Origin of the sequence: Lutibacter sp., from assembly GCF_016342705.1 — a bacterium.
Classification (GTDB): domain Bacteria; phylum Bacteroidota; class Bacteroidia; order Flavobacteriales; family Flavobacteriaceae; genus Lutibacter.
In genome coordinates, this window is the sequence record NZ_JAEINV010000005.1 from 95,453 (window position 1) to 121,258 (window position 25,806).

Consider the following 25,806-nt stretch of genomic DNA (forward strand, 5'->3'; position numbering starts at 1 on the left):
TTAAATATGAATAAACAAAGTTACTGCTGTTTTTAAAAATAACAATTTATTTACTGCATAAAAAAAAGACGCTTTAATTAAAAAGCGTCTTTCCCAACATTAATATATAAAACCAAACTTACTTCCATTTAAAATCTCCTTTTTCAATGGACCAATCATTTCCGAAAAATCCAGCGCATTTTACATCTTTATCTCCATTTAAAAGTACAGAATCATCAAATAACAAAACATCAGGAAAAGTTGTTCCATTTACTAAATAATGATTTGCATATGTTGCTTTCATTCCTTGTAAGCCAGAAGCAGTAACTACTCCAATACTGGCAAAATCGCTATCATTTCTTGGAACTGTAAAATACATTCCCCATTGATTTCCCTTTAACTTTTTTGAACCAAAATTCACCAATCCATTCTCTACTTGTATTGGACTGTTTTTAAGTAATTTATTCCAAGCGGTATTATTAGTTTTATTACCATAAATAATTACATTTCTATTTGTATACTTTTTAAGATTAAAATCAACGTCTTTAATAATTTCAATACAACCATTTGCTTTATACCAAAAAGTTTCAGCATCAAACTTTGCTTTATTATAATACCATTCGTTTTCTATTTTAGATCCATTTGTAGCATATACAAAAACTACATTATGCCTAAAAGCATCTTTAAAACCACCATTTCTATGCGGTCCTTTTTCTTGTATTGATGGATTGTTAACAACTGTCCACTTCCCGTTTTCAGAATTTAAAAACAATTTTGAATTCGTTTCAATATTAATTTCTTGTCCATCAACAACTATTTTAGTAATTGTATCGTTTAATTTTGTTAAATCAACTTCTAATAAAGAAACATTCTCCGTATCAATGGTACATGAATTTTCTTTTGAAAAGTTAAATGAACTTATTTCAAAAGGTATTTTTTGTTGATGAATTGTTATAAAATTTGAGCTTGCTGAAACACCTGGTGAAGCTGTATAAAACTCTAAATTTTTAATGTCATTAGGGTTTTTAAGTGTTCGCTCCTTAAAGAAATTGAATATTTTATACCAATCTAAACTATGATTTCCATACCAATGTGTTCCGTCTGGATATTCATAATAGGTAAAATCATTATGAAATGTTCCTAAACGTTCTCTCATATCACGTGCAATATATGTAGGAACAACATCATCCTTTTCTCCGTGTAAAACATATACGCCAAAATGTAAATAATTACGTATTAATTTTAATGTTCTGCTTGGATTACCAGCTCTTTTCATTAATTTTTCAACTGCTGTTAGTTGAGATGGTTCATTTAAATTATATGCAATTTCAGGAGTAATTCCAATTTTTGTTAATTCTTCTTGAGGAAGTTCTAAAGTTTTCTTCAAAAAACTATCTCTATATAATAACAAATCTGGATACCCTGCACAAGGTGCAATGGAAGCAAATTTATCTGGATATGTAGCTCCCAAATACCAAGTTCCGTGACCGCCCATTGAATGGCCTGTTAAGTAAATTTTTGTTGGATTTGGTTGATATATGTTTTTAGCATCTTCTAAAACTTCTAAAGCATCTAAACGCCCCCAATCTTCCCAAGCAAAACCAAATGGACGACGATTTGTTGGAGCAACAACATTTCCCCAATCTTTTTTCTCATATGCATTTGCTTGATTTACTGCCTCTACAGATGCACCATGAACAGATAGAAATAATGCCTGCTTTTCTGAATTTTTATCAGTTGAAGGCGCAACGCTATAATATTGTACACTTCCATCAATACTACTTATAAATGTTTTTTTATGATGTTGATACTTTGATTTAACCTCCAGTTGTATTGTTTTATTTGAAACAACTTGATTCTGATTGTTTTTTAATTTCACCATTAATTCTGCTGTTCCTAAATTAGTTTCATTTGAAACAGAAGCAATTGAAAAAGGAACTTTAAGCACACTCATTGGAGGAATGGAAATTAATTTTGATTCTTTAGTAATTCCAAATAATTCGGAAACTATTGTGTAATTTTTCACCCAAGTATTAGATGCATTTATTACTCTAATTGCACCTTTATAATCTTTAGTTTCTTCAACCAAAATATCTGGCATTGTTAAATCTCTTGTGGTAAACTGAACTGGTTTTTCAGGCTCAATTAAACGCGCTCTAATTCTTGGAAATCGTCCAACTTTTAACACAAAAACATTGGTTCCTTTTTTTAGTTTTAGCGGGATTAAATTCCATCCAAAATCATAATGATCACCTTCATGTGGCAATCCATTTACAATAAACATTGTATGACCTGAAGCTTCAAAAAGCACTGTTTTTTCTACATTAGATTTGTAGGTTAAATACACGTAACTAGAATTTAAATCTTCATTACTAAATGTATTTGTTTCATCTGTTGAAATGACTTTCCATTTTAATTCTTTTCCAGAAAAATCTATATCAAAAACCTCATTTTCAACTACTTTTAAATCAGGATTCATTAAAAATCTTTCAAAAACAGGCTCTTTAGGAAACGATGAGGAATTAAAAGAAAAATCTTGAATTTTTAAAGAAAGTGCATTTTTAAATATATGAAGTAGCTTTCCTTCACTTATTTCATTCACCTTTTCTTTTCCGAAATACTCAACAATATTTCCTGTTCTCTGTTGGGCAAATTGTACTGTTGAAATGAAAATAATTAGAATTAAACAAGCAATTTTTTTAAACTTAAAATACGCCATTTTGTAACTTATGATTTATCCGATATAAATATCTCATAAATATAAATAGAAATACAAAAATTTAGACAAATAACACTTCTTTTAAGTTGAAGGTATATTTTACTAGTAGTATTTTAGAAAAATTAATCTTTGTACATTTTATCAATCAACTCTTTATATTTTTGCTGAATAACTTTTCGCTTTAATTTTAAGGTTGCAGTAATTTCTCCAGCTTCAATACTAAATTCTTTCGGTAAAAGCGTCACTTTTTTTATTTTTTCAAAAACAGAAAATTCCTTTTGCAACTCCTCTAAACGTTTATCAAACATATCTTTTATTTGATTATGATTGATTAACTCTTCCACATCTTTAAAGGTAATTTTATGTTCTAAGGCATACTTTTTTAAATTTTCAAAACTAGGAACCGCTAATGCTGTTACATATTTTTGTTGATCTCCAATTACAGCAATTTGTTCAATAAAAGCATCGTTTATTAAAGCTAATTCTAATTTTTGAGGGGCAATATATTTTCCGCCAGAAGTTTTCATTAAATCTTTAATTCTATCTGTAATTACCAAATTTCCTTCAGCATCTATAGTTCCTGCATCACCGGTTTTAAACCAGCCATCTTCAAAAACCTCAGCAGTAGCTTCTGGTTTTTTATAATAACCTCTCATTACTCCAGGCCCTTTTACTAAAATTTCTTCATTTTCACCTATTTTAATTTCAGTTCCGTGAATTGCTTTTCCTGCTGAATTAAATTCGAAATGTTTATACCCGAACAATGTAGCCGTAGCCGTTGTTTCTGTTAATCCATAACCGCATTTAATATTTAAACCAAATGAATGAAAAAACGAAACCATATCTGCTGCTAAAGGTGCGCCTCCACAAGGCATAAATTTTATGCGACCACCAAACAAGGCTCTTAACTTACTGAGCACTAACTTATCGGCAATTTTAAACTTTAATTTTAATAATAATGGAACTTTTACATCCAATCGTTTATGTTTATTAAAAAACGCATTTCCAATACCTAATGCCCAACTTGCTAATTTCATTTTAGTTGGTGAAGCTTCTTTTCTTTTATCTTGAATGGCAGCGAATATTTTCTCAAAAATACGCGGCACAGTACACATCACAGTTGGTTTTACTTCTTTTAAAACCTCAGCAATTAACTTCGGATTTTGATTGAAATAAACCTCAATTCCCATATGTAAACAGAAAAACACCCAACTGCGTTCGTAAATATGACTTAATGGTAAAAAACTTAATGAGGAATCTTTATCGGATACTTCTAACTCATACTCATGTGCGTTTAAAGATTCAATAAAGTTAGAATGATCCAACATTACTCCTTTTGGTTCACCAGTAGTTCCTGATGTATAAATAATACTTGCTAAATCAGTTTCTACAGCTTCATAATATCTTTTTTGAAGTTCAGTTTCTACGGCTTCATTTGCTTCAATAGCAATAAATGTGCTTAAATGAGTTGAATTTTCAGAATTTTGAAGTTTTACATCATTAGACAATGCAACAATTAATTTTAAATACTTATTTGTTTGTAAAATTTCAAAAGCTTTATTGTATTCTTCCTGATTGCCAACAAATAAAACACTTATTTCAGCATCATTAATAATGTATTCAACTTCATTTTTAGAATTGGTAGCGTAAATTGGCACAGTTACCGCTCTAATACTCATGATAGCAATATCTGCAATCATCCATTCAGGTGAATTTTCAGAAAAAATAGCTACATTTTGTTGTTCTTGTATTCCGAAACTTATTAATGATTTTGAAACACTTTGCGTTTTTTTTCCGAAATCTAACCAAGAAATTCCAACCCAAGTATTTACTTTGTCATTTTTATAATAAATGGCATTTTTATCTTGGTATTGCTGTACCTTCTTTCTAATTTCTATACCAATATGTCTATTGCTCATTTATTAAATTTTAATTATTTTGAACTGCAAAGCTACAAAGTTTTTTTTATGCTAATGCGTAATTGAATACATAACGCATAAAATTGCAATTTAAGTAAAACTTTAAGTTAAATGGTGGAGTTTAAAAAAATAGTATAATCTGTTTAAACTATCTACGAAATAACTAAATTTGCACAACTTATTTAAACAAATAGAACAATGTATAGAACACATTCTAACGGAGAATTACGAATTGAAAATGTTGGTCAGGAAGTTACGTTGGCCGGATGGGTACAAAAAACACGTGACAAAGGATTTATGATTTGGGTTGATTTACGCGACCGATATGGAATCACACAGCTTATTTTTGATGCCGATCGTACTTCTAAAAAAATGGTTGAAGAAGCAAAAACTTTAGGTAGAGAATTTGTAATTCAAGTAAAAGGTGAAGTAATTGAACGTGTTTCAAAAAACAGCAATATACCAACAGGTGAAATTGAAATTTTAGTAAAAGAGCTTACTATATTAAATAAATCTTTAGTTCCACCTTTTACTATTGAAGATGAAACTGATGGTGGTGATGAGTTAAGAATGAAATATCGTTACTTAGATATTAGAAGAAACCCAGTAAAAAACAACTTAATTTTTAGAAGTAAAGTTGCCATTGAAACTCGTAAATATTTATCGAACCAAGGATTTATTGAAGTTGAAACGCCAGTTTTAATTAAATCTACCCCTGAAGGTGCTCGTGATTTTGTGGTGCCAAGTAGAATGAACGAAGGTCAGTTTTACGCTTTACCACAATCTCCACAAACATTTAAACAATTATTAATGGTTGGTGGATTAGATAAATATTTTCAAATTGTAAAATGTTTTAGAGATGAAGATTTACGCGCAGACAGACAACCAGAATTTACTCAAATAGATTGCGAAATGGCGTTTGTGGAACAAGAAGATATTTTAAACACATTTGAAGGTTTAACACGTTACCTACTGAAAGAAATTAATGGTGTTGAAATTGATAAGTTTCCAAGAATAACGTATGAATACGCTATGAAAACATACGGAAACGACAAACCAGATATTCGTTTTGATATGAAATTTGGCGAATTAAATGATGTTGCACAACATAAAGATTTTGGTGTTTTTAACAATGCCGAATTAGTTGTAGGTATTGCTGTTCCGGGAGGAAATGCTTATACAAGAAAAGAGATTGACAACTTAATTGAATGGATTAAAAGACCACAAGTTGGTGCTTTAGGAATGGTGTATGTTCGTTGTAACGAAGATGGCTCTTTTAAATCATCTGTAGATAAGTTTTATACTGAAGAAGATTTAGCAAAATGGGCAGAAAAAACAAATGCTAAAGCCGGAGATTTAATATGTATTTTATCAGGGAATACAGATAAAGTTAGAACTCAATTAAGTATTTTACGTATGGAATTAGCAACACGTTTAGGATTACGTAAACCAAACGAATTTGCACCACTTTGGGTGTTAGATTTCCCATTATTAGAATGGGATGAAGAATCTAAACGTTACCATGCAATGCATCATCCGTTTACATCGCCAAAACCAGAAGATATGCATTTACTGGATACTGATCCAGGTAAAGTGCGTGCTAATGCCTATGATATGGTTTTAAACGGAAATGAAATTGGTGGTGGATCTATTCGTATTCACGATAAAAAAACACAAGCTTTAATGTTTGATCATTTAGGTTTTACACCTGAACAAGCAAAAGAACAATTTGGTTTTTTAATGAATGCCTTTGAATACGGAGCTCCTCCACACGGTGGTTTAGCTTTTGGTTTAGATAGATTGGTGGCTATTTTAGGTGGGCAAGAAACTATTAGAGATTTTATTGCGTTCCCAAAAAATAATAGCGGAAGAGATGTAATGATTGATGCTCCATCAAAAATTGATGATGCACAATTAAAAGAATTATGCTTAAAATTAGATTTATAGATTTATAAACTTAAACCTTGATATACTTATATCAAGGTTTTTTTTAATAAAAAATTAAATACCCAATTGGAAACTAAAAAAGTTCATAAAAAATTAAATGAATTGGCCTCTACCGCTATTTGTGGTAATGATATTAGTTCTTCAGTTTTATATGTATCTGCATTAGCCATTGCATTTGCAGGCCAATATGCTTGGATAACTCTTTTAATTGTTTCACTTGTATTATTTTTATTTCGAAAAATTTATGGTGAAGTTGTTGGCGCCTTACCGTTAAATGGTGGTGCTTATAATGCGCTTTTAAATACAACAAGTAAGGGAATGGCTTCATTTGCTGCAACGCTAACTTTACTATCGTATATGGCAACTGCAGTAATTTCAGCTAATGAAGCTATTCATTATTTACATCATTTAATACCTTCAATGCCAATTATAATTTCAACAATTGGATTGCTATTATTTTTTGCAATTTTAACTATTGGCGGAATTACAGAATCCTCCAGAGTTGCCATCGGTATTTTTCTATTTCATTTAACATCATTAGCAATTTTAAGTGCATTCATCATTTATTTTTTAAATAATAATGGCGTTCAGATGTTTTTTCAAAACTGGCATTTTCCAGTAAAAGGAGGAAGCGTTATTAATGCAATATTTTTAGGTTTTGCAGCATCTATGTTAGGGGTTTCTGGATTTGAAAGTTCTGCTAATTTTGTTGAAGAACAAAAAGCTGGTGTTTTTCCAAAAACCTTAAGAAATATGTGGGCAATTGTAAGTATTATAAACCCACTAATGGCTGTTTTTGCTTTAGCTTTATTCACTATTCCACTTTTACAAAGTAATGAGTTTCAAAATACTTTACTTATTGAAATGGGAAATTATGTTGGCGGAAAATGGGTTGCGATTTTAATAGCTGTAGACGCGTTTTTAGTGTTGAGCGGAGCTGTTTTAACAAGTTTTGTTGGCGTAACAGGTTTATTAGAACGTATGACATTAGATAGAATTATGCCTCAATTTTTCTTGAAAAAAAGTAAAACTGGCAGTTCTTATAGAATTATAATTATGTTCTTTTTTCTATCCGTTTCTGTTTTATTGATAACAAATGGTGATGTAAAATTATTAGCTGGTGTTTATACTATTTCGTTCTTATCTGTAATGGCATTATTTGGTGTTGGAAATATTCTATTAAAAGTAAAAAGAAGCTCATTACCTAGACCTGAAATTGCATCTTGGTTTTCAATTTTTTTTGCAATTGGGGCCGTTTTAATTGCATTAATTGGAAATGTTTTAATGGATACTCCTGAAGGTTCTTCAAATAACATTATAGTATTTTTAGATTACTTTGTTCCTTCAATAATTTTTATAATTATAATGTTAAATAGAACCATGCTGTTAACGTTTTTATTAAATGCAATTCATACAGTATTTGACCCTATTAGAAAATTTGTGTATAATATTGATAAAAATATTTTAGCAACAATAAATCAAATCAATTCTCAAGAGTTTGTATTTTTTACCAAAGGAGACAATATTGCAACACTTAATAAAGTAATGCTTTATATTATTAAAAATGAACACACTAAAAGAATAAAAATTGTATTGGCCTTAGAAAAAGATCAAGAAGCTCCTCCAAATTTACCTAAGGAAATAGAATTTTTAGGTAAAGAATATCCCGAAATAAATATTGAATTTTCAGTAGTGGATGGACAATTTAGCCCTAAACTTATTAAGGAACTTTCTCAAAAATGGAACATTCCTGTAAATTTTATGTTTATTGGTTCACCAAGTGATAAATTTCCATACAAAATTGAAGAACTTGGTGGAGTAAGATTAATTATTTAAATATAATTTTTAAAACCGCTTAATTTGATAAACCATATTAAAAAGAACTTTACGCTAAAGTTATTATATAAAATAGCTTTCTTTTTAACTCTTTTCGGAATATTTATTTTAATTTTTGATTTTGGTTTCAACCAACCAGCCAATTTACAAATTAAGATAAATGCCTTATATTTTCTTATTCTAAGTACAGGTATTGTAACTACTATTTTAAGATATATAACCCAACGAAAAGAGATAGAAACTAAAGTATGGCTTTTTGACTTTTTGAGTATTTTTATAACATTAGTTGTAATTTATATTCACTTCTTTTCTCAGGAAGCCCATCAACATTTAACTTTTTTATACAATGATAATTGGATAAAAATTACAATTATTCTCACTTTTATTAGAGAGTTTTCAGAACAAAATATCAATTACAAACGCACACTATTAAACCCTGCACAATTATTTATTATAAGCTTTTTAGCTATTATATTTTTAGGCGCTCTTTTATTAATGCTGCCAAATGCAACTTATACAGGTATTTCATTTATAAATGCGTTATTCACCTCCACTAGTGCCGTTTGTGTAACGGGCCTTATTGTGGTTGATACTAGTAATTATTTCACCCAATTTGGACAAACAATTATTCTAGTTTTAATCCAAGCTGGAGGTATAGGAATATTAACGTTTGCAAGTTATTTTAGTTACTTTTTTAAAGGAGTTTCTTCTTATGAAAACCAATTGGTGCTAAGTGATATGACAAATTCAGATAAAATTGGAGAGGTTTTTACCACCTTAAAAAGAATTATTGTTATTACTTTCACCATTGAAATTATAGGAGCTATTTTAATTTTCTTAAGTTTAAACAGCGCGTTATTTACAGGTTTTTTAAATCAAGTGTTTTTTGCAATTTTTCATTCCATCTCTGCATTTTGTAATGCTGGTTTTTCAACGCTTCAAAATGGCTTATATGAAACAGGTTTTAAATTCAATTACATATTACAACTTATTTTAATAATACTACTTATACTTGGTGGGTTAGGCTTCCCAATTTTAGTAAATATCATGAAATATTCTAAATACTATTTAACAAGAAAAATATTAGGGATAAAAAGTTGGAAAAAACAATATAAGCCTTGGATGTTAAGTTTAAATAGTAGAATTACACTCATAACCACTTTTTCATTATTGGCAATAGGAACCGTTTTATTTTATATTACTGAATATAATAATGCGCTTGTTGAACATCATGGTTTTGGAAAATTTGTAACAGCATTATTTGGTTCTGCAACTCCAAGAACAGCCGGATTTAATACTGTAGACATGACAACATTAACGCTTCCAACAATTTTAATAACAATGTTTTTAATGTGGGTTGGAGCATCTCCTGCATCAACTGGTGGAGGTATAAAAACAAGTACATTTGCCATTGCAACACTTAACTTTATAAGTTTAGCAAAAGGAAAATCAAGAATTGAAATTTACCGAAGAGAAATTGCAGATTCTTCAGTAAGAAGAGCATTTGCAATAATTTCTCTTTCTTTAATAATTATTGGTTTCGGAATTATCTCAATTTTAATTTTTGATCCAGAAAAAGGTTTATTGAATGTCGCTTTTGAATGTTTTTCCGCGTACAGTACTGTTGGTTTAAGTTTAGGCATAACTGCCAGCTTAAGCGATACAAGTAAACTTATTTTAATTATTATAATGTTTATTGGAAGAGTAAGTATGCTTTCAATTTTAATTGCAGTATTTAAAAAAGTAAAACATAAAAATTATCGTTATCCTACCGAAGAGATAACTATCAACTAATTAAAAAATATAGATATGAAATTTTTAATAGTAGGTTTAGGAAATTTTGGCGCTTCATTAGCTGAAAAATTAACAAATCAAGGAAATGAAGTTATTGGAATTGATTCTAGTATGGCAAAAGTAGATGCTTTAAAAGAAAAAATTTCACATACCATTTGTATGAACGCTACTGATGATTTTACAGTTTCAGGATTACCATTAAAAGATACTGATGTTGTAATTATTGCTATAGGAGAAGACCAAGGCGCTAATGTTATGGCAACTGCACTATTTAAAAACTTAAAAGTTAAAAGATTAATAAGTAGAGCTATTAACCCATTACACGAAATGGTTTTAAAAGCATTAGGTGTTGATGAGATTTTACACCCAGAAGAGGAAACCGCAGAAAGATGGGCTAAAAAACTATGTTTAGTTGGTGTTGTAGATTCATTTGAATTAAGTGATGATTATAGCCTAATTGAAGCAAACGTGCCTCAAATTTATGCTGGAAAAAAAATTGGTGAAATAGATTTCAGAAAAAAGTATAACATATTAATTTTAACTACCATTAAAAAAACCAAAATAGAAGGCGATTTAGGAAAAAGTATTTTTGTAAATCAAGTACAAGGTGTTGCTTCTGCTGAACTTGTTTTAGCAGAAGATGATATTTTAGTACTTTATGGCGCAAATAAGGATATCCAAAAGTTTTTAAATAATTACTAATTCAACAAAATTCATTTTTTTCGTATTGGTTTTCAAACAATTTCTATATTTGCTTAAAATCATTCTAAATAAGCAACTTGGTGTTAAACGATAAGCCAAAAAGTATCTTTAATTACGACTTTGATTGGGATTCTATAAAAAAAGAATCAACAAAAGAAATTTGTTGTGAAAAACACAAGAAGAAAGGTGAGAAAAAGTGTAGAAATTGCCCTAAAAGAAAGGTGAATTAACTATATTTTGGTACTTTAGCAAATTCTGTTTTTATATATAGCTCGCATGTCTGATAGGTTTAAAAATATTCTTAAAAAATTTTTAATTTGGAAATACCAACACCTTTCTGATAAACAATTTATCTATATTTCAAGCGCCGTAATAGGTTTATTAGCAGGTCTTGGAGCTGTAATCTTAAAAAATTTAACACACTTTATTCAGCATTTATTAGAAGGTGAATTTATTAATGATATTCACATTGCTTTCTATTTTATTTTCCCAATTATTGGGTTATTTTTAGTTAGAATGATAAAAAGGTATGTGATCAGAAAAAAAGTTGGTCATGGAATTCCTTCTACACTTTTTGCCATCTCAAAATTAAAAGGAATCTTACCCAGTCACCAAATGTGGTCTTCAATTATAACAGCTCCTTTAACGGTTGGTTTTGGAGGTTCTGTAGGTTTAGAAGGACCAACTGTTGCAACAGGAGCTGCATTGGGCTCTAATTTTGCCCGTTTAATGCACTTAAACCAAACTACAAGAACATTACTAATTGGCGCTGCTGCTGCAGGTGCTATGTCTTCCATTTTTAAAGCGCCTATTGCCGCAATTGTTTTTGCTGTGGAAATTTTTAGCTTAGAACTTACGCTAGCATCCATGGTGCCTTTATTATTGGCATCTATTACAGCCGTTCTTACATCCTATTTTTTCCTAGGAAACGATGTGTTACTTCACTTTAATTTACAAGATAAATTTGTATTAAACGATGTGTTATTTTATATTCTTTTAGGTGTTTTTTCCGCTATAATTTCAATTTATTTTAGCAAAGTATACTCAACTATAGGTGAGTTTTTTAGAAATTTTAAAGGCGCACACAAAAGATTGCTTTTTGGAGGAATTTTACTAGGAGTTATGGTGTTTTTAGTTCCACCTCTTTTTGGAGAAGGCTATTCAACAATTAATCATATTTTAAAAGGAAATGTAAGCGAAATTGTTTCAAATAATTTTTTCCACATTGAGGTTGATAATATTTTATTGATTCTAGTGTTTTTATTTGGTTTAATTTTATTAAAAGTTATAGCAACATCCCTTACATTTGGAGCTGGAGGTGTTGGTGGTGTTTTTGCCCCTACATTATTTACAGGGAGTATTACTGGATACTTTTTTGCTCTGGTAATAAATAATAGCTTTTTGTTTGATCGCGAATTATCATCCACCAATTTTGCAATGGTTGGAATGGCAGGTTTAATGGCTGGAGTTTTACAAGCGCCACTTACTGCAATTTTTTTAATAGCAGAAATTACAGGAGGTTACGAGCTTTTTGTTCCTTTAATGATTGTTGCTTCTATCTCATTTTTAATTTCTAGATATTACCTTCCTCATAATATATATGCCACAGAATTAGCTGAAAAAGGACAACTAATTACACATGATAAAGATAAAAATGTATTAATGTTAATGGATATTGATAAGGTTATTGAAACCAACTTTATTGTTTTACGTCCAGATATGGATTTAGGTGATATTATTCAGAATGCAGTAATTAAATCATCCAGAAATCATTTTCCTGTTGTAAATAATAACGGTGAGTTTTTAGGAATTTTAATGCTTGATGATATCCGTAGTATTATGTTTGAACAAAAATTATATAAAAAACTGAAAGCCAGTAGCTTAATGCAAACAGCGCCTGCTATTATTGATTATGATAAGGACTCAATGGAAGTTATTATGGAAAAATTTAAAGAGACCGTAGCTTGGAATTTACCTGTAATAAAGGACGAAAAATATTATGGGTTTATTTCAAAATCAAGATTATTGACCTCCTATAGAAGAAAACTGATAAATGTAACTGCTTAGCTTTTGCTAAAGACAAGTTTTTTGTTAAAATTCTTCAAAAAATTTCTTACTTTAAAAAACACCACAATACAAAAGGTTAACAGCTATTTTTTGTATTTTTGCAAATTCTTTTTTTACTTAAACTCACGTAATGTCATTAGGATTTAAAAAATTTCTTAAAAAATTTTTAATTTGGAGATTTCAACATATTTCTGATAAACAATTTATAAATATTTCAAGTGCTGTTATAGGATTATTAGCGGGTGTTTCTGCTGTTATTTTAAAAAACTCTACACACTATATTCAACTATTGCTGGAAGGCGAAATTATTAGAGATATACACCATGCATTCTATTTTATTTTTCCACTTATTGGATTGGCAATTGTATATGTTATTAAAAAATATTTCATTAGAAAGAAAATGGGACACGGTATTCCCATTACTCTTTTTTCTATTTCCAAATTAAAAGGTGTAATACCAAGTTACCAAATGTGGTCTTCATTAATTACAGCTCCTTTTACAGTTGGTTTTGGAGGATCTGCAGGTTTGGAAGGCCCAATTGTGGCAACTGGAGCAGCATTAGGTTCAAATTTTGCGCGTTTAATGCACTTGAATCAAACCACTAAAACGCTGTTAATTGGCGCAGCTGCAGCAGGTGTATTTTCTTCCATTTTTCAAGCACCTATTGCTGCCATTGTTTTTGCAGTAGAAATATTCAGTTTAGAGTTGACAATGGTTTCTATGATTCCAATTTTATTAGCTTCAATTACTGCTGTTTTAACTTCTTATTTCTTTTTTGGAGATGATATACTTCTACACTTTGAAATTTTAGATAGATTTCACTTAAATGATGTTATTTTTTACATATTTCTAGGAGTTTTTTCTGCTATAGCTTCTATTTATTTTAGTAAAATTTATTTTAAAATTGGTGCTTTTTTTAGAGATTTTAAAGGCTTTCATAAAAGACTTCTATTTGGAGGAATTCTTTTAGGCGTTATGGTGTATTTAATACCTCCTTTATTTGGTGAAGGTTATTCAACTGTTAATAATATTTTAAGAGGAGATATTAGCAAGGTAATTTCAAATAATATTTTTCATTTTCAAGCTGATAATGTTGTAATAGTTGTTGCTTTTTTAATTGGTTTAATTTTATTTAAAGTAGTTGCAACTTCCTTAACTTTTGGAGCAGGTGGAGTTGGAGGCGTTTTTGCTCCAACCCTTTTTACTGGAAGTGTTACAGGTTATGTATTTGCGCTAATAATTAATAGTAGTAATTTATTTGATCATCAATTATCAACTTCAAATTTTGCAATGGCTGGTATGGGTGGTTTAATGGCAGGCATTTTACAAGCACCTTTAACAGCAATTTTCCTAATTGCAGAAATAACAGGTGGTTATCAGCTTTTTGTACCATTAATGATTGTTTCGGCAATTAGCTATTTAATTACAAAAATGTACATTCCTCATAATATTTATACTGCTGAATTAGCTAAAAAAGGACAATTAATTACGCACGATAAGGATAAAAAAGTACTATTACTTATGGATATTGATAAAGTAATAGAAACCAATTTTATTCAAATTCATCCTAAAATGAATTTGGGAGATATTGTTCAAAAAGCAGTTATTAAATCTACCAGAAATCATTTTCCTGTTGTTAATGAAGATAATGAATTTTTAGGAATTTTAATGTTAGATGATATCCGTAGTATAATGTTTGAGCAAAAATTATATAAAAAAATGAAAGCTCATAATTTAATGCAAATTGCGCCTGCAATTATTGATTATGATAAAGATTCTATGGAAGTTATTATGGAAAAATTTAAGGAAACTGTTGCCTGGAATTTACCTGTTATAAAGGACGGTAAATACTATGGTTTTATCTCTAAATCTAGATTATTAACATCTTACAGACGTAAATTAATTAATGTTACTGCCTAGTTTTTATTTAAAAAATCAACTACTTTATCTGGGAAATCAGTAAAAACACCATCAATATTAGCTTCAAAAAAGGCAACTTGCAATAATTCATTAAAAGTTGTAAAACCATCTAAATCGTCTGATCTAAAAGTATATGCATGCACTTTTAAGTTATTTTTATGTGCATTATCTACCAAATTTGATATTTGATATTTTCCGTTTTCGCCCTTTCCTTTAATAATTTGTTTATACCACGGCCCAATTCCATCTGCATATGTAGCAAACTCCTCCAATTTATTTTCTTCCGTTTCAAATTCAATCAACTGAACTAAAAAAAGCTCACTTTTTAATTCAAATCGTATTCGTTTTAATTCATTGCTATCAAAACATTGTAAAATACAATTGTCTTTTTTTGTTTTATATCCATAATTAGATAAAATATCTAATACAATTTTTGAAATATCAAACCCTTCTTTTTTATGAAATACCGGCTCCTTTATTTCGGAATAAATACCAATATTTTTCCCCGTGCTTTTATTTAAACCCTGAATTAATTGAATTTCATCTTGTAAGGAATGCAATTTAAAGTTCGATTTTTTTAACGGAAATCTCATAGGGAAAATCGCATTTTTTGTTTCTGAATTAAATCGTTCATAAACATTTAACTTTTGTAACTCTTCAAAAGTAAAATCAATTACATAAAATTTTCCGTCTGATCTTTTTCTCGTTGGAAAAATATCTTGAACATTGGTTACTGTTTCTAAATGAATATCGTGAATTACAATTGGAACAGCGTCTTTACTTAACACAATATCTTGTTCTAAATAATCAACATTCATAGCATACGCCATTGCTTTTGAAGCCAACGTATGCTCCGGTAAATAACCAGAAGCTCCACGATGTGCAATTACAATTTTAGATTTATTTATTGGATTTGAATTCATGTCAATTTTATTTTTTTTGCAACTTATAAAACAAACCGTAAAACACACAAATATTAGTCTAAACATATTCTATCTTTAAAATCTCTTAAATATATTACTTTTTGTAATTTTGCACTAAATTAAAAAATACTAATTATGAAGTTTGTGTTAAGATTTCTATTAATTGTAATTATTGGTACATTAACCTATGGATTTTATGTTAAAAATAATGGCGATACAAACGGTGAAATTATAATTGGTATTAGTGTATTAGCTATTGCATTTATTTTTATGCCTATATTTATTTACCATCGCTATAAAAATAAAAATATAAAAGATTTTACTTTTGAAAAGTTCAGAAAAGACCTTGAAGAAAGAAGTAAATAACTTAATTTAAGTTTCTTTTTTCAATAAAGAAACGCGTTAATAAAGCACTACACTCATTTTCTAAAACTCCGCCAACAACAATTGTTTTAGGGTGCAGTGTTGTTTTTAAAGCCATAAATCCTCTCTTCTCTTCGGTTGCTCCATATACAATTTTACCTATTTGCGCCCAGTAACTTGCTCCTGCACACATTTGGCAAGGCTCTAAAGTAACATAAAGTGTACATTCTTTTAAATATTTACCACCTAAAAAATCGGCAGCAGCAGTAAATGCTTGCATTTCGGCATGTGCTGTTACATCATTTAATGTTTCGGTTAAATTATGAGCTCTAGCAATAATTTGATTGTTCATTACAATTACTGCTCCAACAGGAACTTCGTTTCTATCAAACGCAAGTTCAGCCTCTAGCAAGGCTTTTTTCATAAAATAAGAATCATCAAATGGTTGTATCATGTTTCAAAAATAATTTTTTTATTTTAAAACAATCGTAAAAATATTTGAAATTGAAAAACTGTACTTAAAACTTTCCTACAAATCAATTAAATAAGAAACACCAATATTAAAATAACTGGTGTTTTTTAAATTAGATTCGTCTCCAATTTCAGAAGGAAAGTTTAAATTATAACCCAGTTCAAAATCGAAAGAATTGGTATTATACTGCAATGGAAGGTTAATTTGGGTATTTATAAGTCCAAAAATATTGTTTTGTGTATATAATTCTTCAATAGTTTCATCTAGAAACGTTGTACTTGAAAGTACATCAACAATTTGTGTTCCTGTATAAATACTTAATTGAGGTCTAAATTTTAGGTGATGTTTTTTTGTTTTAAGTAATTCTAAATTTGCATACGCTCTAGATATTATTTGATAGGTGGCATTATCTCCAAGATAGTACGAGCCTGATAATACAGTGCCAAGTGTTCTTTTTTTATTTTGAATTCCAAAACCTGCATTTACATTTCCTTTATATAAGCCTTCAATATTATTTTCTGAATAAAAATATCCTGATAAAGAAGTGTAATATCTCCATATTTTATCTTTCCCAAAACTTTTTCCGTAACCAATTGTTGCCGTTGTAATATCCCAACTTGGAATAAATTCGCTATAGTAAATTCCAGAAATACTTGCATAGAATCCTTTGGAATGCATATAAGTAATTTGAGGTGAAATATTATATTGATCTACGTCTATATCTCGACCTGAAAAGTAAGTATCTGTATTATAATTTACTGAGATATACAAAAAGTTAAAATTTATTAAAGAGGCAAATAATGCATCTAAAGATTCATCTTCTAAAAGAAATTCATCAATATCAATTTTTGGTGAAGGTGGTTCTTGTGAAAATACTGAAACAGTGCAAAATAATAAACATAAATATAATAGAATCGTTTTCATTTTTTAAATCTTTAAAAGATAAAAGTGGTTGTATTAATTTACAACCACTTTTATTAAATTTTACCTTTATCACTATCCATTTCCTTTGCCATTTCCATTTCCCGAACCAGTGCCAGTTTTTGTTTTTCTTTGTTCACGAATATTTTCACGCAATTCACTACCATTTTCGGTATTTTTATTTGCTTTTAATTGCATACGTATTTGTTGTCGTTGTTCTGTTGTAATAGTATTTCTAAATTGTTCTTTTAGTTCTCTAACACTTTCTTTGTTACTTTCTATTAGAGCTAATTGCGCTTCTGTAAATGTTGCTACTAAAGCTTCGTGTCTTTCTTCTTTTGTAAGTTCCGCATTTTCTAGAATTGCTAATTGTTCTTCTGAAAAAGAGGCTTTTAAAGTTTCTCTATTTTGAGCAATTAAAGCTTGTTGTTCTTGAAAAAGTTGTTGTTGTTCTTTAGTTAGGTTTTTTAATTTTAATTGACCACTATCTCCGTATTGCTGTGCGTTTATAGATGAAACTCCAAGTAAAATCCCAATTACTAAAACTGCTATTATTTTTAATGATTTCATTTTTTAAATTTTTAAGTTATTGTATTATTATTTTTGAACGTTCTATTGTTTAGACCTTTTTATTATTAAAAAGTTTTAAAATAGTATCAAAAAAATTAAAATATATCATCTGTCATTAATTCATCTATAATATATTCATCTAAATATTCATCAGCTAAAACATTATTAATAAATTCATTTGTAATAAAAGCATCTACATTTGCTTCATTTACAAAAAGAGAGGCAATTAAAACATCCTCTTCCTGAAAAGAATACGCTAATAAATTTTCATTTTTTTGTGTATTTATAGTGTCTGAAACTATCTGATTCATTTCAAAAATCTTAGGCGATGTGTATTGCTTATACATTGTAATAGTAAAAACCAATGCAATACTTGCTGCTACAAACCAAACCATTTTGTTGTTGTAAAATGATATTAATTTTGAATTCTTAGTTTTAGAAACCTTTGATAATATCTCATTTTTAGAAATCAAGAAATAATCATCTGGTGTTTTAAAACCCAATTCCTTACAGTGCCTTTTATCTAAATTTTTATCTTTTAAATCCATGTCTTATAATTTTAAATGAATGTGCAATTATTTAATTTTTATTTAATTTTTAACTAGTAACTCTATATTAAGCATATTTTTTTCAATAGTACTAACTGTGTTATAATAATACGTTTTTATGGTTCCTTCATGAATGCCCGTTATTTCAGCAATTTCACGGAATTTTAAATCATCATAATATTTCATTTGAAATATTTGTCTGGTTTTTTCAGGTAAATCAGCTAAAATTCTATGTAACTTTAATTGAATTTCATCCCCTTCAAAATAAGAATCTGCTGCCAAATTATTAGAATAGTTATTTTTCACATCATCTAAAGAGTCATGGTATTTTGCTTTACTTTGGTCTACAAAACGCATTGATTCGTTATAAGCAATTCTAAACATCCAGGTTGATAATGAACTTTTTTGTTGAAAATTAGGTAGGCTTTTATAAATTCTTATAAATGTGTTTTGTAATACATCATTTGCGTTATCATGCGTTATTACTAGTTTTCTAATATGCCAATACAAACGTTTTTGATAAAGATCCAACAATTTATTAAACGCTTTATCTTTTTTATTTGCACCTAATAATTCACTAATAAATTCAGCTTCGCTTTTCAATGTAAAATTAGTTTAGAGATTTCCTTTTAGGAATATTAAACTTCATATTTATTTAGACCCAAAGAATTATGAATAGTTTAAAATTAAGTATATAAATATTTAAAATATGCCAACTAAGTTACACATACACTCATATCTTAAAAGTTTAAAAAATTAAATAATAGTATAAACACTGCATTAGTTGAAAAACCTAGGTATTTTTCAGTTCAAAATATTGTAGTTTTGTAATAGATGAAAACAAAATTGTTACAACATATTAATTCTCCAAAAGAATTACGAGAACTTTATAAAGATCAATTACCTCAATTGGCAACAGAATTACGTGATTTTATAATTGATATTGTTGCAACAAAAGAAGGTCACTTAGGTGCTAGTTTAGGTGTTGTAGAACTAACCATAGCTCTACACTTTGTGTTTGATACGCCTAATGATTTGCTAATTTGGGATGTTGGGCATCAAGCTTATGGACATAAAATATTAACCGAAAGAAAATCTGTTTTTCATACAAACAGGCAATTGGGTGGTATTTCTGGATTTCCAAAAAGAAGCGAAAGTGTATACGATTCTTTTGGAACAGGACATTCTTCAACATCAATTTCCGCAGCTTTAGGAATGGCTATTGCTTCAAAAATTAAAGGTAATTTTAAAAAACAACATATTGCTGTTATTGGTGATGCTTCAATTGCAAGTGGAATGGCTTTTGAAGGATTAAATCATGCAGGTGTAACAGATGCCAACTTATTAATTATTTTAAATGACAATACTATGGGAATTGACCCAAGTGTTGGAGCTTTAAAAAATTATTTCACCAATGTAAAGGCTGGTAAAAAAGTTAGAAAAAATAATATTATTGAAGCTTTAAATTTTAGTTATTCTGGCCCCATTGATGGTCATAATTTACCAGCTTTAATTATAGAATTAGAACGTTTAAAATCTATAAAAGGCCCTAAGTTTTTACATGTGATAACTACCAAAGGAAAAGGATTAAAGAAAGCGGAACAAGATCAGGTTAAATATCACGCTCCAGGAAAATTTAATAAAGAAACTGGCGAACTTGTTCCAAAAACTACTGAAATTCAACCACCAAAATACCAAGATGTTTTTGGAGAGACCATTGTTGAATTGGCTAAAAAAAACCCTAAAATTGTTGGAATTACCCCAGCAATGCCCACAGGAAGTTCTTTAAAACTAATGCTTGATGAACTTCCTGAAAGAGCTTTTGATGTTGGTATTGCAGAACAACATGCAGTAACTTTTGCTGCAGGTATGGCAACACAAGGATTAATTCCTTATTGCACCATATATTCAACTTTTTTACAACGTGCTTACGATCAAATTATTCATGATGTAGCATTGCAAAATTTACCTGTTATTTTTTGCATTGATAGAGCTGGACTTGTTGGTGAAGATGGCGCAACTCATCACGGTGTTTTTGACATTGCTTATTTAAGATGCATTCCAAATTTAGTGGTTTTTGCTCCTTTAAACGAAATTGAGTTACGAAACATCATGTATACAGCTCAATTAGGAATTAATTTCCCATTAGCAATTCGCTATCCAAGGGGTAATGGAACGCTCATAAACTGGAAGCTCCCAATGCATACAATTGAAATTGGGAAAGGCGAATATATTTTTCAGGGACAAGAAATTGCAATCCTTAGTATTGGAACCATCGGAAATTCAATAATTGAAATTAAAAATGAATTGCCTAAAAACAAATTCTCGTTATATAATATGCGTTTTGTAAAACCTTTAGACGAAGATTTATTGCATTTCATATTCAAAAAATACAAAACTATTGTTACTATTGAAGATGGAACTGTAATTGGCGGGTTTGGTAGTGCTGTTTTAGAATTCTCCTCAAAATTTGGTTATAACAACACTAAAATTAAGCAATTAGGAATCCCAGACACTTTTATTGAACATGGCAAAAATTACGAATTATTCAAAAGTATTGATCTTTCTAGTCAAAAGATATTACAATTATTACTAAAACTATAATTTTAACTACTTTTTATACTAAAATTAATAAATTTACGTTTTATTTTTTTATTAAAATTACACCATGAAATTTAAACTCTTCACCCTAATAGTATTACTAACTGTTTTATCAATAAATGCTACTATATTAAATGATTCTTTAGCACTTAAAAAAGATTCCATAAGCAATTGGAAAAACACCAATAAAGTACGTTTAATATTCACCCAAAATTCTTTTGTTAATTGGAGTGCTGGCGGAAATAATTCTATTGCAGGAATAGTGAAAATTAACTTATTAAGAAACTATAAAAACAATCATACAACTTGGTTTAATGAATTAAAAACCAATTACGGATTAAACAAAGAAGAAAAAAGAGAATTAAGAAAAACAGAAGATTTATTTGAAGTAAATTCTACATTTGGCTATAGACAAAACACCAAATCAAATTGGTATTATTCTGCAAAATTTAATTTTAAAACACAATTTACAAATGGTTATAAATACCCAGATACAGAAAAACCAATTTCAAAGTTTTTTGCACCTGCATATTTATTTTTAGGTGTTGGTACAGAGTACACAATTAAAGAATCAAACTTTAAACTGTATTTATCTCCTCTTACCAATAAAACTACTTTTGTTTTTGATAAAACCTTAGCAAATGAAGGTTCTTTTGGTGTTAAAAGGGCTATTTATGATGCTGATAAAAACTTAATTACAGAAGGAGAAAATACAAAAATTGAATTTGGAATGTTAGCAACCGGAGAATGGAAATCTGAGGTTATGAAAAACATTCAAATGGCACATAAATTAATTTTATATTCAGACTACTTAAATAATTATGGAAATATTGATGTTGACTGGGAAATAAATTTTGATTTAACCATTAATAAATATGTGACCGCCAATGTTGGTTCTCATTTTCTTTTTGATGATGATGTAAAACAAAAAGAAGATGTTAACAATGACGGTACATTAGATATTTTAGGCCCTAAAATTCAAATTAAACAACTTTTAGGAGTTGGTTTTATATATAATTTTTAAGAATCTACAAATCAAATTTTATACCTTGAGCAAGCGGTAATTCCGTTGTGTAATTAATAGTATTTGTTTGTCTTCTCATATAAATTTTCCAAGCATCAGAGCCAGATTCACGTCCGCCGCCAGTTTCTTTTTCACCACCAAAAGCACCTCCAATTTCAGCACCAGAAGTTCCTATGTTTACATTTGCGATTCCACAATCTGAACCTGCAACCGATAAGAATTTTTCCGCTTCACGTAAATTAGTGGTCATAATTGCAGAAGATAAACCTTGCACAACACCATTCTGAATTTCTAAGGCATTTTCAACTTCACCACTATATTTTAATAGATATAAAATTGGTGCAAAAGTTTCGTGCTGAACAATTTCAAAAGTATTTTTAGCTTCGGCAATTGCAGGTTTTACATAACAACCACTTTCATAACCTTCCCCTTTTAAAACACCACCTTCAACCAATAATTTTCCACCTTCTTCAACTACTTTTTTCAACGCATTTTCATACATTTTTACTGCATCTTTATCAATTAAAGGGCCAACATGATTTTTCTCATCTAGCGGATTTCCTATTCGTAATTGCTTATATGCATCAATTAATGTGTTTTTTACTTGCTCATACATAGATTCATGAATAATTAATCTACGAGTTGATGTACAACGTTGTCCGGCTGTACCAACAGCACCAAAAACAGCACCAATAATACTTATTTTTAAATCGGCGTTTGGCGTAATAATAATCGCATTATTTCCTCCTAATTCTAATAAAGACCTTCCTAAACGTTCTGCAACAGTTTTAGCAACAATTTTACCCATTCTAATAGAACCAGTTGCTGAAATTAATGGAATTCGATTGTCAGTTGTCATAAATTCACCAACTTTATAATCACCATTTATAATACAAGAAATACCTTCAGGTAAGTTGTTGTTTTTTAAAACACCAGCAATAATCTGTTGACAAGCAATACTGCACAGAGGTGCTTTTTCTGAAGCTTTCCAAACACACACATCTCCGCTAATCCAAGCCAAAGCAGTATTCCAACTCCATACAGCTACAGGAAAGTTAAATGCTGAAATTATTCCAACAATTCCCAAGGAATGATATTGTTCGTACATTCTATGTCCAGGACGTTCCGAATGCATTGTTAAACCGTGTAATTGACGCGATAAACCTACGGCAAAATCGCAGATATCTATCATCTCTTGTACTTCACCCAAACCTTCTTGTAATGATTTTCCCATTTCATAAGAAACTAACTCACCTAAAGGTTGTTTTAGTTCACGCAATTTATCGCCAAACTGACGTACAATTTCACCTCGTTGAGGAGCAGGAACTATTCTCCAAATTTTAAATGCTTTTTGGGCGCTTTCAATTACTTTTTCGTAATCTTCTTTTGTTGTAGTTATAACTTTTCCTATTAATTTTCCATCAACTGGAGAGTAAGATTCAATTTGCTCACCATTTCCAAAGGATATTGTACCGGTTGACGTTCCTTGATTTATATCTTTTAAATTTAATGATTTAAGTGATTTTTGAAGTTTTGAAGTTTCCATAATTGGATTTTATATATTTTGTTATTAACAAATTTACAAATAATAAATGGTCTAAATAAAAAAGCCGTTTTAAATTTAAAACGGCTTTCAACATTCAATATTTGGTAACCAACCAAATAATAAACCAACTAAAACTTATAATTTAAACCTGTATAAACTCCTAAATAATAGGGTTGTAAACTACCGGAGTTTTTAGAAAAGGTATTTGTTTGCATTTTAAACATTGGAGATACATTTATGTATAGATTTTTATGAATTAAATAATCTATATCTACTCCAATATTTCCACTAAAATTAATGGATCTTAAATTGTTTGATGAGCCTAAACTTTGAGAAAAATCATTGGTTTCAATAAAAACTTCATCTCTATTTAATAATAATGTACTAAAACCACCAACTAAATTCACTCCAAATTTTCCATCAGTAACGCTATATTTTAATTCAATAGGAATTTCAACATAGCCAAATACTTGATTTAAACTTCCTTTATTTGAATCAATTGAATTGCTTTTTGCAGTATCCATTGTAGTGCTTCTTGATAAAAGTGGCTCGGCCGATAAGTTTGAAAATCCTACAACTGCAACTGAAGGATTTACATATATGTCATTTGTTGTAAAACCTAAATTTATAAGATTGACACCAGATTGTAATGTGAATTTATTATTAAGTTCGTAAGCAAATTTTACGCCGTAAGAATAGGATGAATTACCAGAGGATGCGTTGTTGCTAAATTGAGAATCTACTCCAGTTCCATCACCCAAAGAACTTATATAAATTGGAGCAAAAATAGTAGCAACGGTAAATTTACTATTTCTGTTTGGTGCTTTTCTACTTTCATTTATATTTTTAAAAGGCTTTTTATTGGACTCTGATGCTGAAAATTTACCAAAAGTATTTTTAGAACTTTCTCTGGTGGTCACTTCATCATTATTAAATTCATTTTCACTTTTATTAATATTTGAACTTAACTGTGATGCTTTCAATTTTAGATTGGTAGTAGTGGTAATTTTTTTAACCGCTTTTTTATTCTTATTTTCAATTTCAGCAGTTACATCTTTGTTTAGTGTGTCATTTTTAACAGCCCTATCTAATAAAGAATTTATAGAAAATTTACTTTCAGGCATTAAATAAATTGTGCCAATACTAAAAAACAATACAAATATTGCTGCTATACTAGCTATTTTTAGCCAAAAAGGAACGCGACTTTTTACAGGTTGCACAGCTATTTGTTTTTCAATAGCAGTCCAAGCTTTATTTGGGGGAAATACTTCAAAGTCTTTTAAATTCTCCTGAAATATTCTGTCAATATTTTTATAATCTCTCACTTCTACCTTTTATCTTAAACAGATTGTTGTCCTCTTTGATGTATCTCAATTTTTTGCTTTAAAATTGCACGTGCTCTTGCTAAATTGGATTTTGATGTTCCTTCAGCAATTTGCATCATTTCTGAAATCTCTTTATGAGAACATCCATCAAGTACATAAAGGTTAAAAACCATTCTGTATCTATCTGGCAGTTCTTGAATTAGATTCAGTAAAAAATCTAAAGAAATTTCATCATCATCAATGTCAACAATCACCTCGTCAGGAATTTCTTCTGTAACAATATTTAGCACTGTTTTTTTTCTATACTTTAATAAAACAGTGTTAACCATAACGCGTTTAATCCAACCTTCAAATGATCCTTCAAAATTAAATTGCCCAATTTTATTAAAAATGGTTATAAAACCATCTTGAAAATTATCCTGAGCTTCTTGCTTATTTTTTGAATATTTAAGACATATTGAAAACAACTTACCTGCAAAAAGTTGGTAAATTTCTTTTTGTGCCCTTTGATCATTCTTCGCACATTGTTTTATGAGTTTATTTAAACCCAAATGCTAGCGTTTTAATTGTTAATAAGATACCTAAAAAGATAATAGGTTGCGTAAATTTACATTACTTTTGCGATGTTT

Annotated in this window: 20 protein-coding genes; 9 read left to right on the top strand and 11 right to left on the bottom strand. The window is 29.3% G+C overall.

The window, feature by feature from the left end:
- Positions 1 to 118: 118 nt before the first annotated feature.
- Together JEY78_RS06305 and JEY78_RS06310 are read right to left on the bottom strand one after the other, a co-directional pair.
- Positions 119 to 2,698 (bottom strand): prolyl oligopeptidase family serine peptidase, encoded by a 2,580-nt coding sequence (locus JEY78_RS06305; protein ID WP_291848229.1) that lies wholly within the window; start codon positions 2,696 to 2,698, stop codon positions 119 to 121.
- A 122-nt stretch (positions 2,699 to 2,820) separates the two neighbouring features.
- Entirely contained in the window at positions 2,821 to 4,617 is a 1,797-nt protein-coding gene (locus JEY78_RS06310; protein WP_291848232.1) for a long-chain fatty acid--CoA ligase, read from the bottom strand.
- 198 nt (positions 4,618 to 4,815) lie between these two features.
- Between JEY78_RS06310 and aspS the strand changes: the two genes are divergently transcribed.
- The 6 genes from aspS to JEY78_RS06340 all read left to right on the top strand — a co-directional run bounded on the left by aspS (position 4,816) and on the right by JEY78_RS06340 (position 14,884).
- On the top strand, positions 4,816 to 6,564 hold the full coding sequence (gene aspS / locus JEY78_RS06315) for an aspartate--tRNA ligase (protein ID WP_291848236.1): 1,749 nt from the start codon (positions 4,816 to 4,818) through the stop codon (positions 6,562 to 6,564).
- A gap of 66 nt (positions 6,565 to 6,630) precedes the next feature.
- Positions 6,631 to 8,400 (top strand): APC family permease, encoded by a 1,770-nt coding sequence (locus tag JEY78_RS06320; RefSeq protein WP_291848239.1) that lies wholly within the window; start codon positions 6,631 to 6,633, stop codon positions 8,398 to 8,400.
- Positions 8,401 to 8,424: 24 nt separating this feature from the next.
- Entirely contained in the window at positions 8,425 to 10,194 is a 1,770-nt protein-coding gene (locus JEY78_RS06325) for a TrkH family potassium uptake protein (RefSeq protein WP_291848240.1), read from the top strand.
- A gap of 15 nt (positions 10,195 to 10,209) precedes the next feature.
- Positions 10,210 to 10,896 (top strand): TrkA family potassium uptake protein, encoded by a 687-nt coding sequence (locus JEY78_RS06330; protein WP_291848243.1) that lies wholly within the window; start codon positions 10,210 to 10,212, stop codon positions 10,894 to 10,896.
- Between the two features lie 276 nt (positions 10,897 to 11,172).
- Entirely contained in the window at positions 11,173 to 12,963 is a 1,791-nt protein-coding gene (locus JEY78_RS06335; RefSeq protein ID WP_291848246.1) for a chloride channel protein, read from the top strand.
- Between the two features lie 130 nt (positions 12,964 to 13,093).
- Positions 13,094 to 14,884: a chloride channel protein gene (locus tag JEY78_RS06340; protein WP_291848249.1), complete on the top strand. Its 1,791-nt coding sequence runs from the start codon at positions 13,094 to 13,096 to the stop codon at positions 14,882 to 14,884.
- Here the strand turns inward: JEY78_RS06340 and glpQ are convergent.
- Positions 14,881 to 15,807, bottom strand: a complete 927-nt coding sequence (gene glpQ, locus JEY78_RS06345) for a glycerophosphodiester phosphodiesterase (RefSeq protein WP_291848251.1) — start codon at positions 15,805 to 15,807, stop codon at positions 14,881 to 14,883. The two genes, JEY78_RS06340 and glpQ, sit on opposite strands and share 4 nt — an antisense overlap.
- A gap of 135 nt (positions 15,808 to 15,942) precedes the next feature.
- Between glpQ and JEY78_RS06350 the strand changes: the two genes are divergently transcribed.
- On the top strand, positions 15,943 to 16,173 hold the full coding sequence (locus tag JEY78_RS06350) for a hypothetical protein (protein WP_291848254.1): 231 nt from the start codon (positions 15,943 to 15,945) through the stop codon (positions 16,171 to 16,173).
- 1 nt (position 16,174) lies between these two features.
- On the opposite strand, the gene JEY78_RS06355 is transcribed toward JEY78_RS06350, so the two are convergent.
- From JEY78_RS06355 to JEY78_RS06375, 5 genes are all read right to left on the bottom strand, one after another.
- Positions 16,175 to 16,624 carry a nucleoside deaminase gene (locus JEY78_RS06355; RefSeq protein WP_291848257.1) on the bottom strand — a complete coding sequence of 150 codons (450 nt, stop codon included), beginning with the start codon at positions 16,622 to 16,624 and terminating at the stop codon, positions 16,175 to 16,177.
- A gap of 75 nt (positions 16,625 to 16,699) precedes the next feature.
- Positions 16,700 to 17,566 (bottom strand): hypothetical protein, encoded by an 867-nt coding sequence (locus JEY78_RS06360; protein WP_291848259.1) that lies wholly within the window; start codon positions 17,564 to 17,566, stop codon positions 16,700 to 16,702.
- Between the two features lie 72 nt (positions 17,567 to 17,638).
- Positions 17,639 to 18,133, bottom strand: a complete 495-nt coding sequence (locus tag JEY78_RS06365) for a hypothetical protein (RefSeq protein ID WP_291848262.1) — start codon at positions 18,131 to 18,133, stop codon at positions 17,639 to 17,641.
- Between the two features lie 95 nt (positions 18,134 to 18,228).
- Complete coding sequence (locus tag JEY78_RS06370) at positions 18,229 to 18,681, bottom strand: hypothetical protein (RefSeq protein WP_291848265.1); 453 nt, start codon at positions 18,679 to 18,681, stop codon at positions 18,229 to 18,231.
- Positions 18,682 to 18,723: 42 nt separating this feature from the next.
- Positions 18,724 to 19,284, bottom strand: coding sequence for an RNA polymerase sigma factor (locus JEY78_RS06375; protein WP_291848268.1), 561 nt, complete (start codon positions 19,282 to 19,284; stop codon positions 18,724 to 18,726).
- 231 nt (positions 19,285 to 19,515) lie between these two features.
- On the opposite strand from JEY78_RS06375, the gene dxs reads away from it, so the two are divergent.
- Entirely contained in the window at positions 19,516 to 21,285 is a 1,770-nt protein-coding gene (dxs, locus tag JEY78_RS06380; protein WP_291848270.1) for a 1-deoxy-D-xylulose-5-phosphate synthase, read from the top strand.
- A gap of 64 nt (positions 21,286 to 21,349) precedes the next feature.
- On the top strand, positions 21,350 to 22,306 hold the full coding sequence (locus JEY78_RS06385) for a DUF3078 domain-containing protein (RefSeq protein ID WP_291848273.1): 957 nt from the start codon (positions 21,350 to 21,352) through the stop codon (positions 22,304 to 22,306).
- A 4-nt stretch (positions 22,307 to 22,310) separates the two neighbouring features.
- Here the strand turns inward: JEY78_RS06385 and JEY78_RS06390 are convergent, their stop codons facing one another.
- The 3 genes from JEY78_RS06390 to JEY78_RS06400 all read right to left on the bottom strand — a co-directional run bounded on the left by JEY78_RS06390 (position 22,311) and on the right by JEY78_RS06400 (position 25,728).
- Positions 22,311 to 23,852, bottom strand: a complete 1,542-nt coding sequence (locus tag JEY78_RS06390) for an aldehyde dehydrogenase family protein (protein ID WP_291848276.1) — start codon at positions 23,850 to 23,852, stop codon at positions 22,311 to 22,313.
- 128 nt (positions 23,853 to 23,980) lie between these two features.
- The gene (locus JEY78_RS06395; RefSeq protein WP_291848279.1) at positions 23,981 to 25,177 is read right to left on the bottom strand and encodes a hypothetical protein; all 1,197 of its coding nucleotides are present in this window, start codon (positions 25,175 to 25,177) and stop codon (positions 23,981 to 23,983) included.
- Positions 25,178 to 25,191: 14 nt separating this feature from the next.
- The gene (locus JEY78_RS06400; RefSeq protein WP_291848282.1) at positions 25,192 to 25,728 is read right to left on the bottom strand and encodes a sigma-70 family RNA polymerase sigma factor; all 537 of its coding nucleotides are present in this window, start codon (positions 25,726 to 25,728) and stop codon (positions 25,192 to 25,194) included.
- Positions 25,729 to 25,806 lie beyond the last annotated feature (78 nt).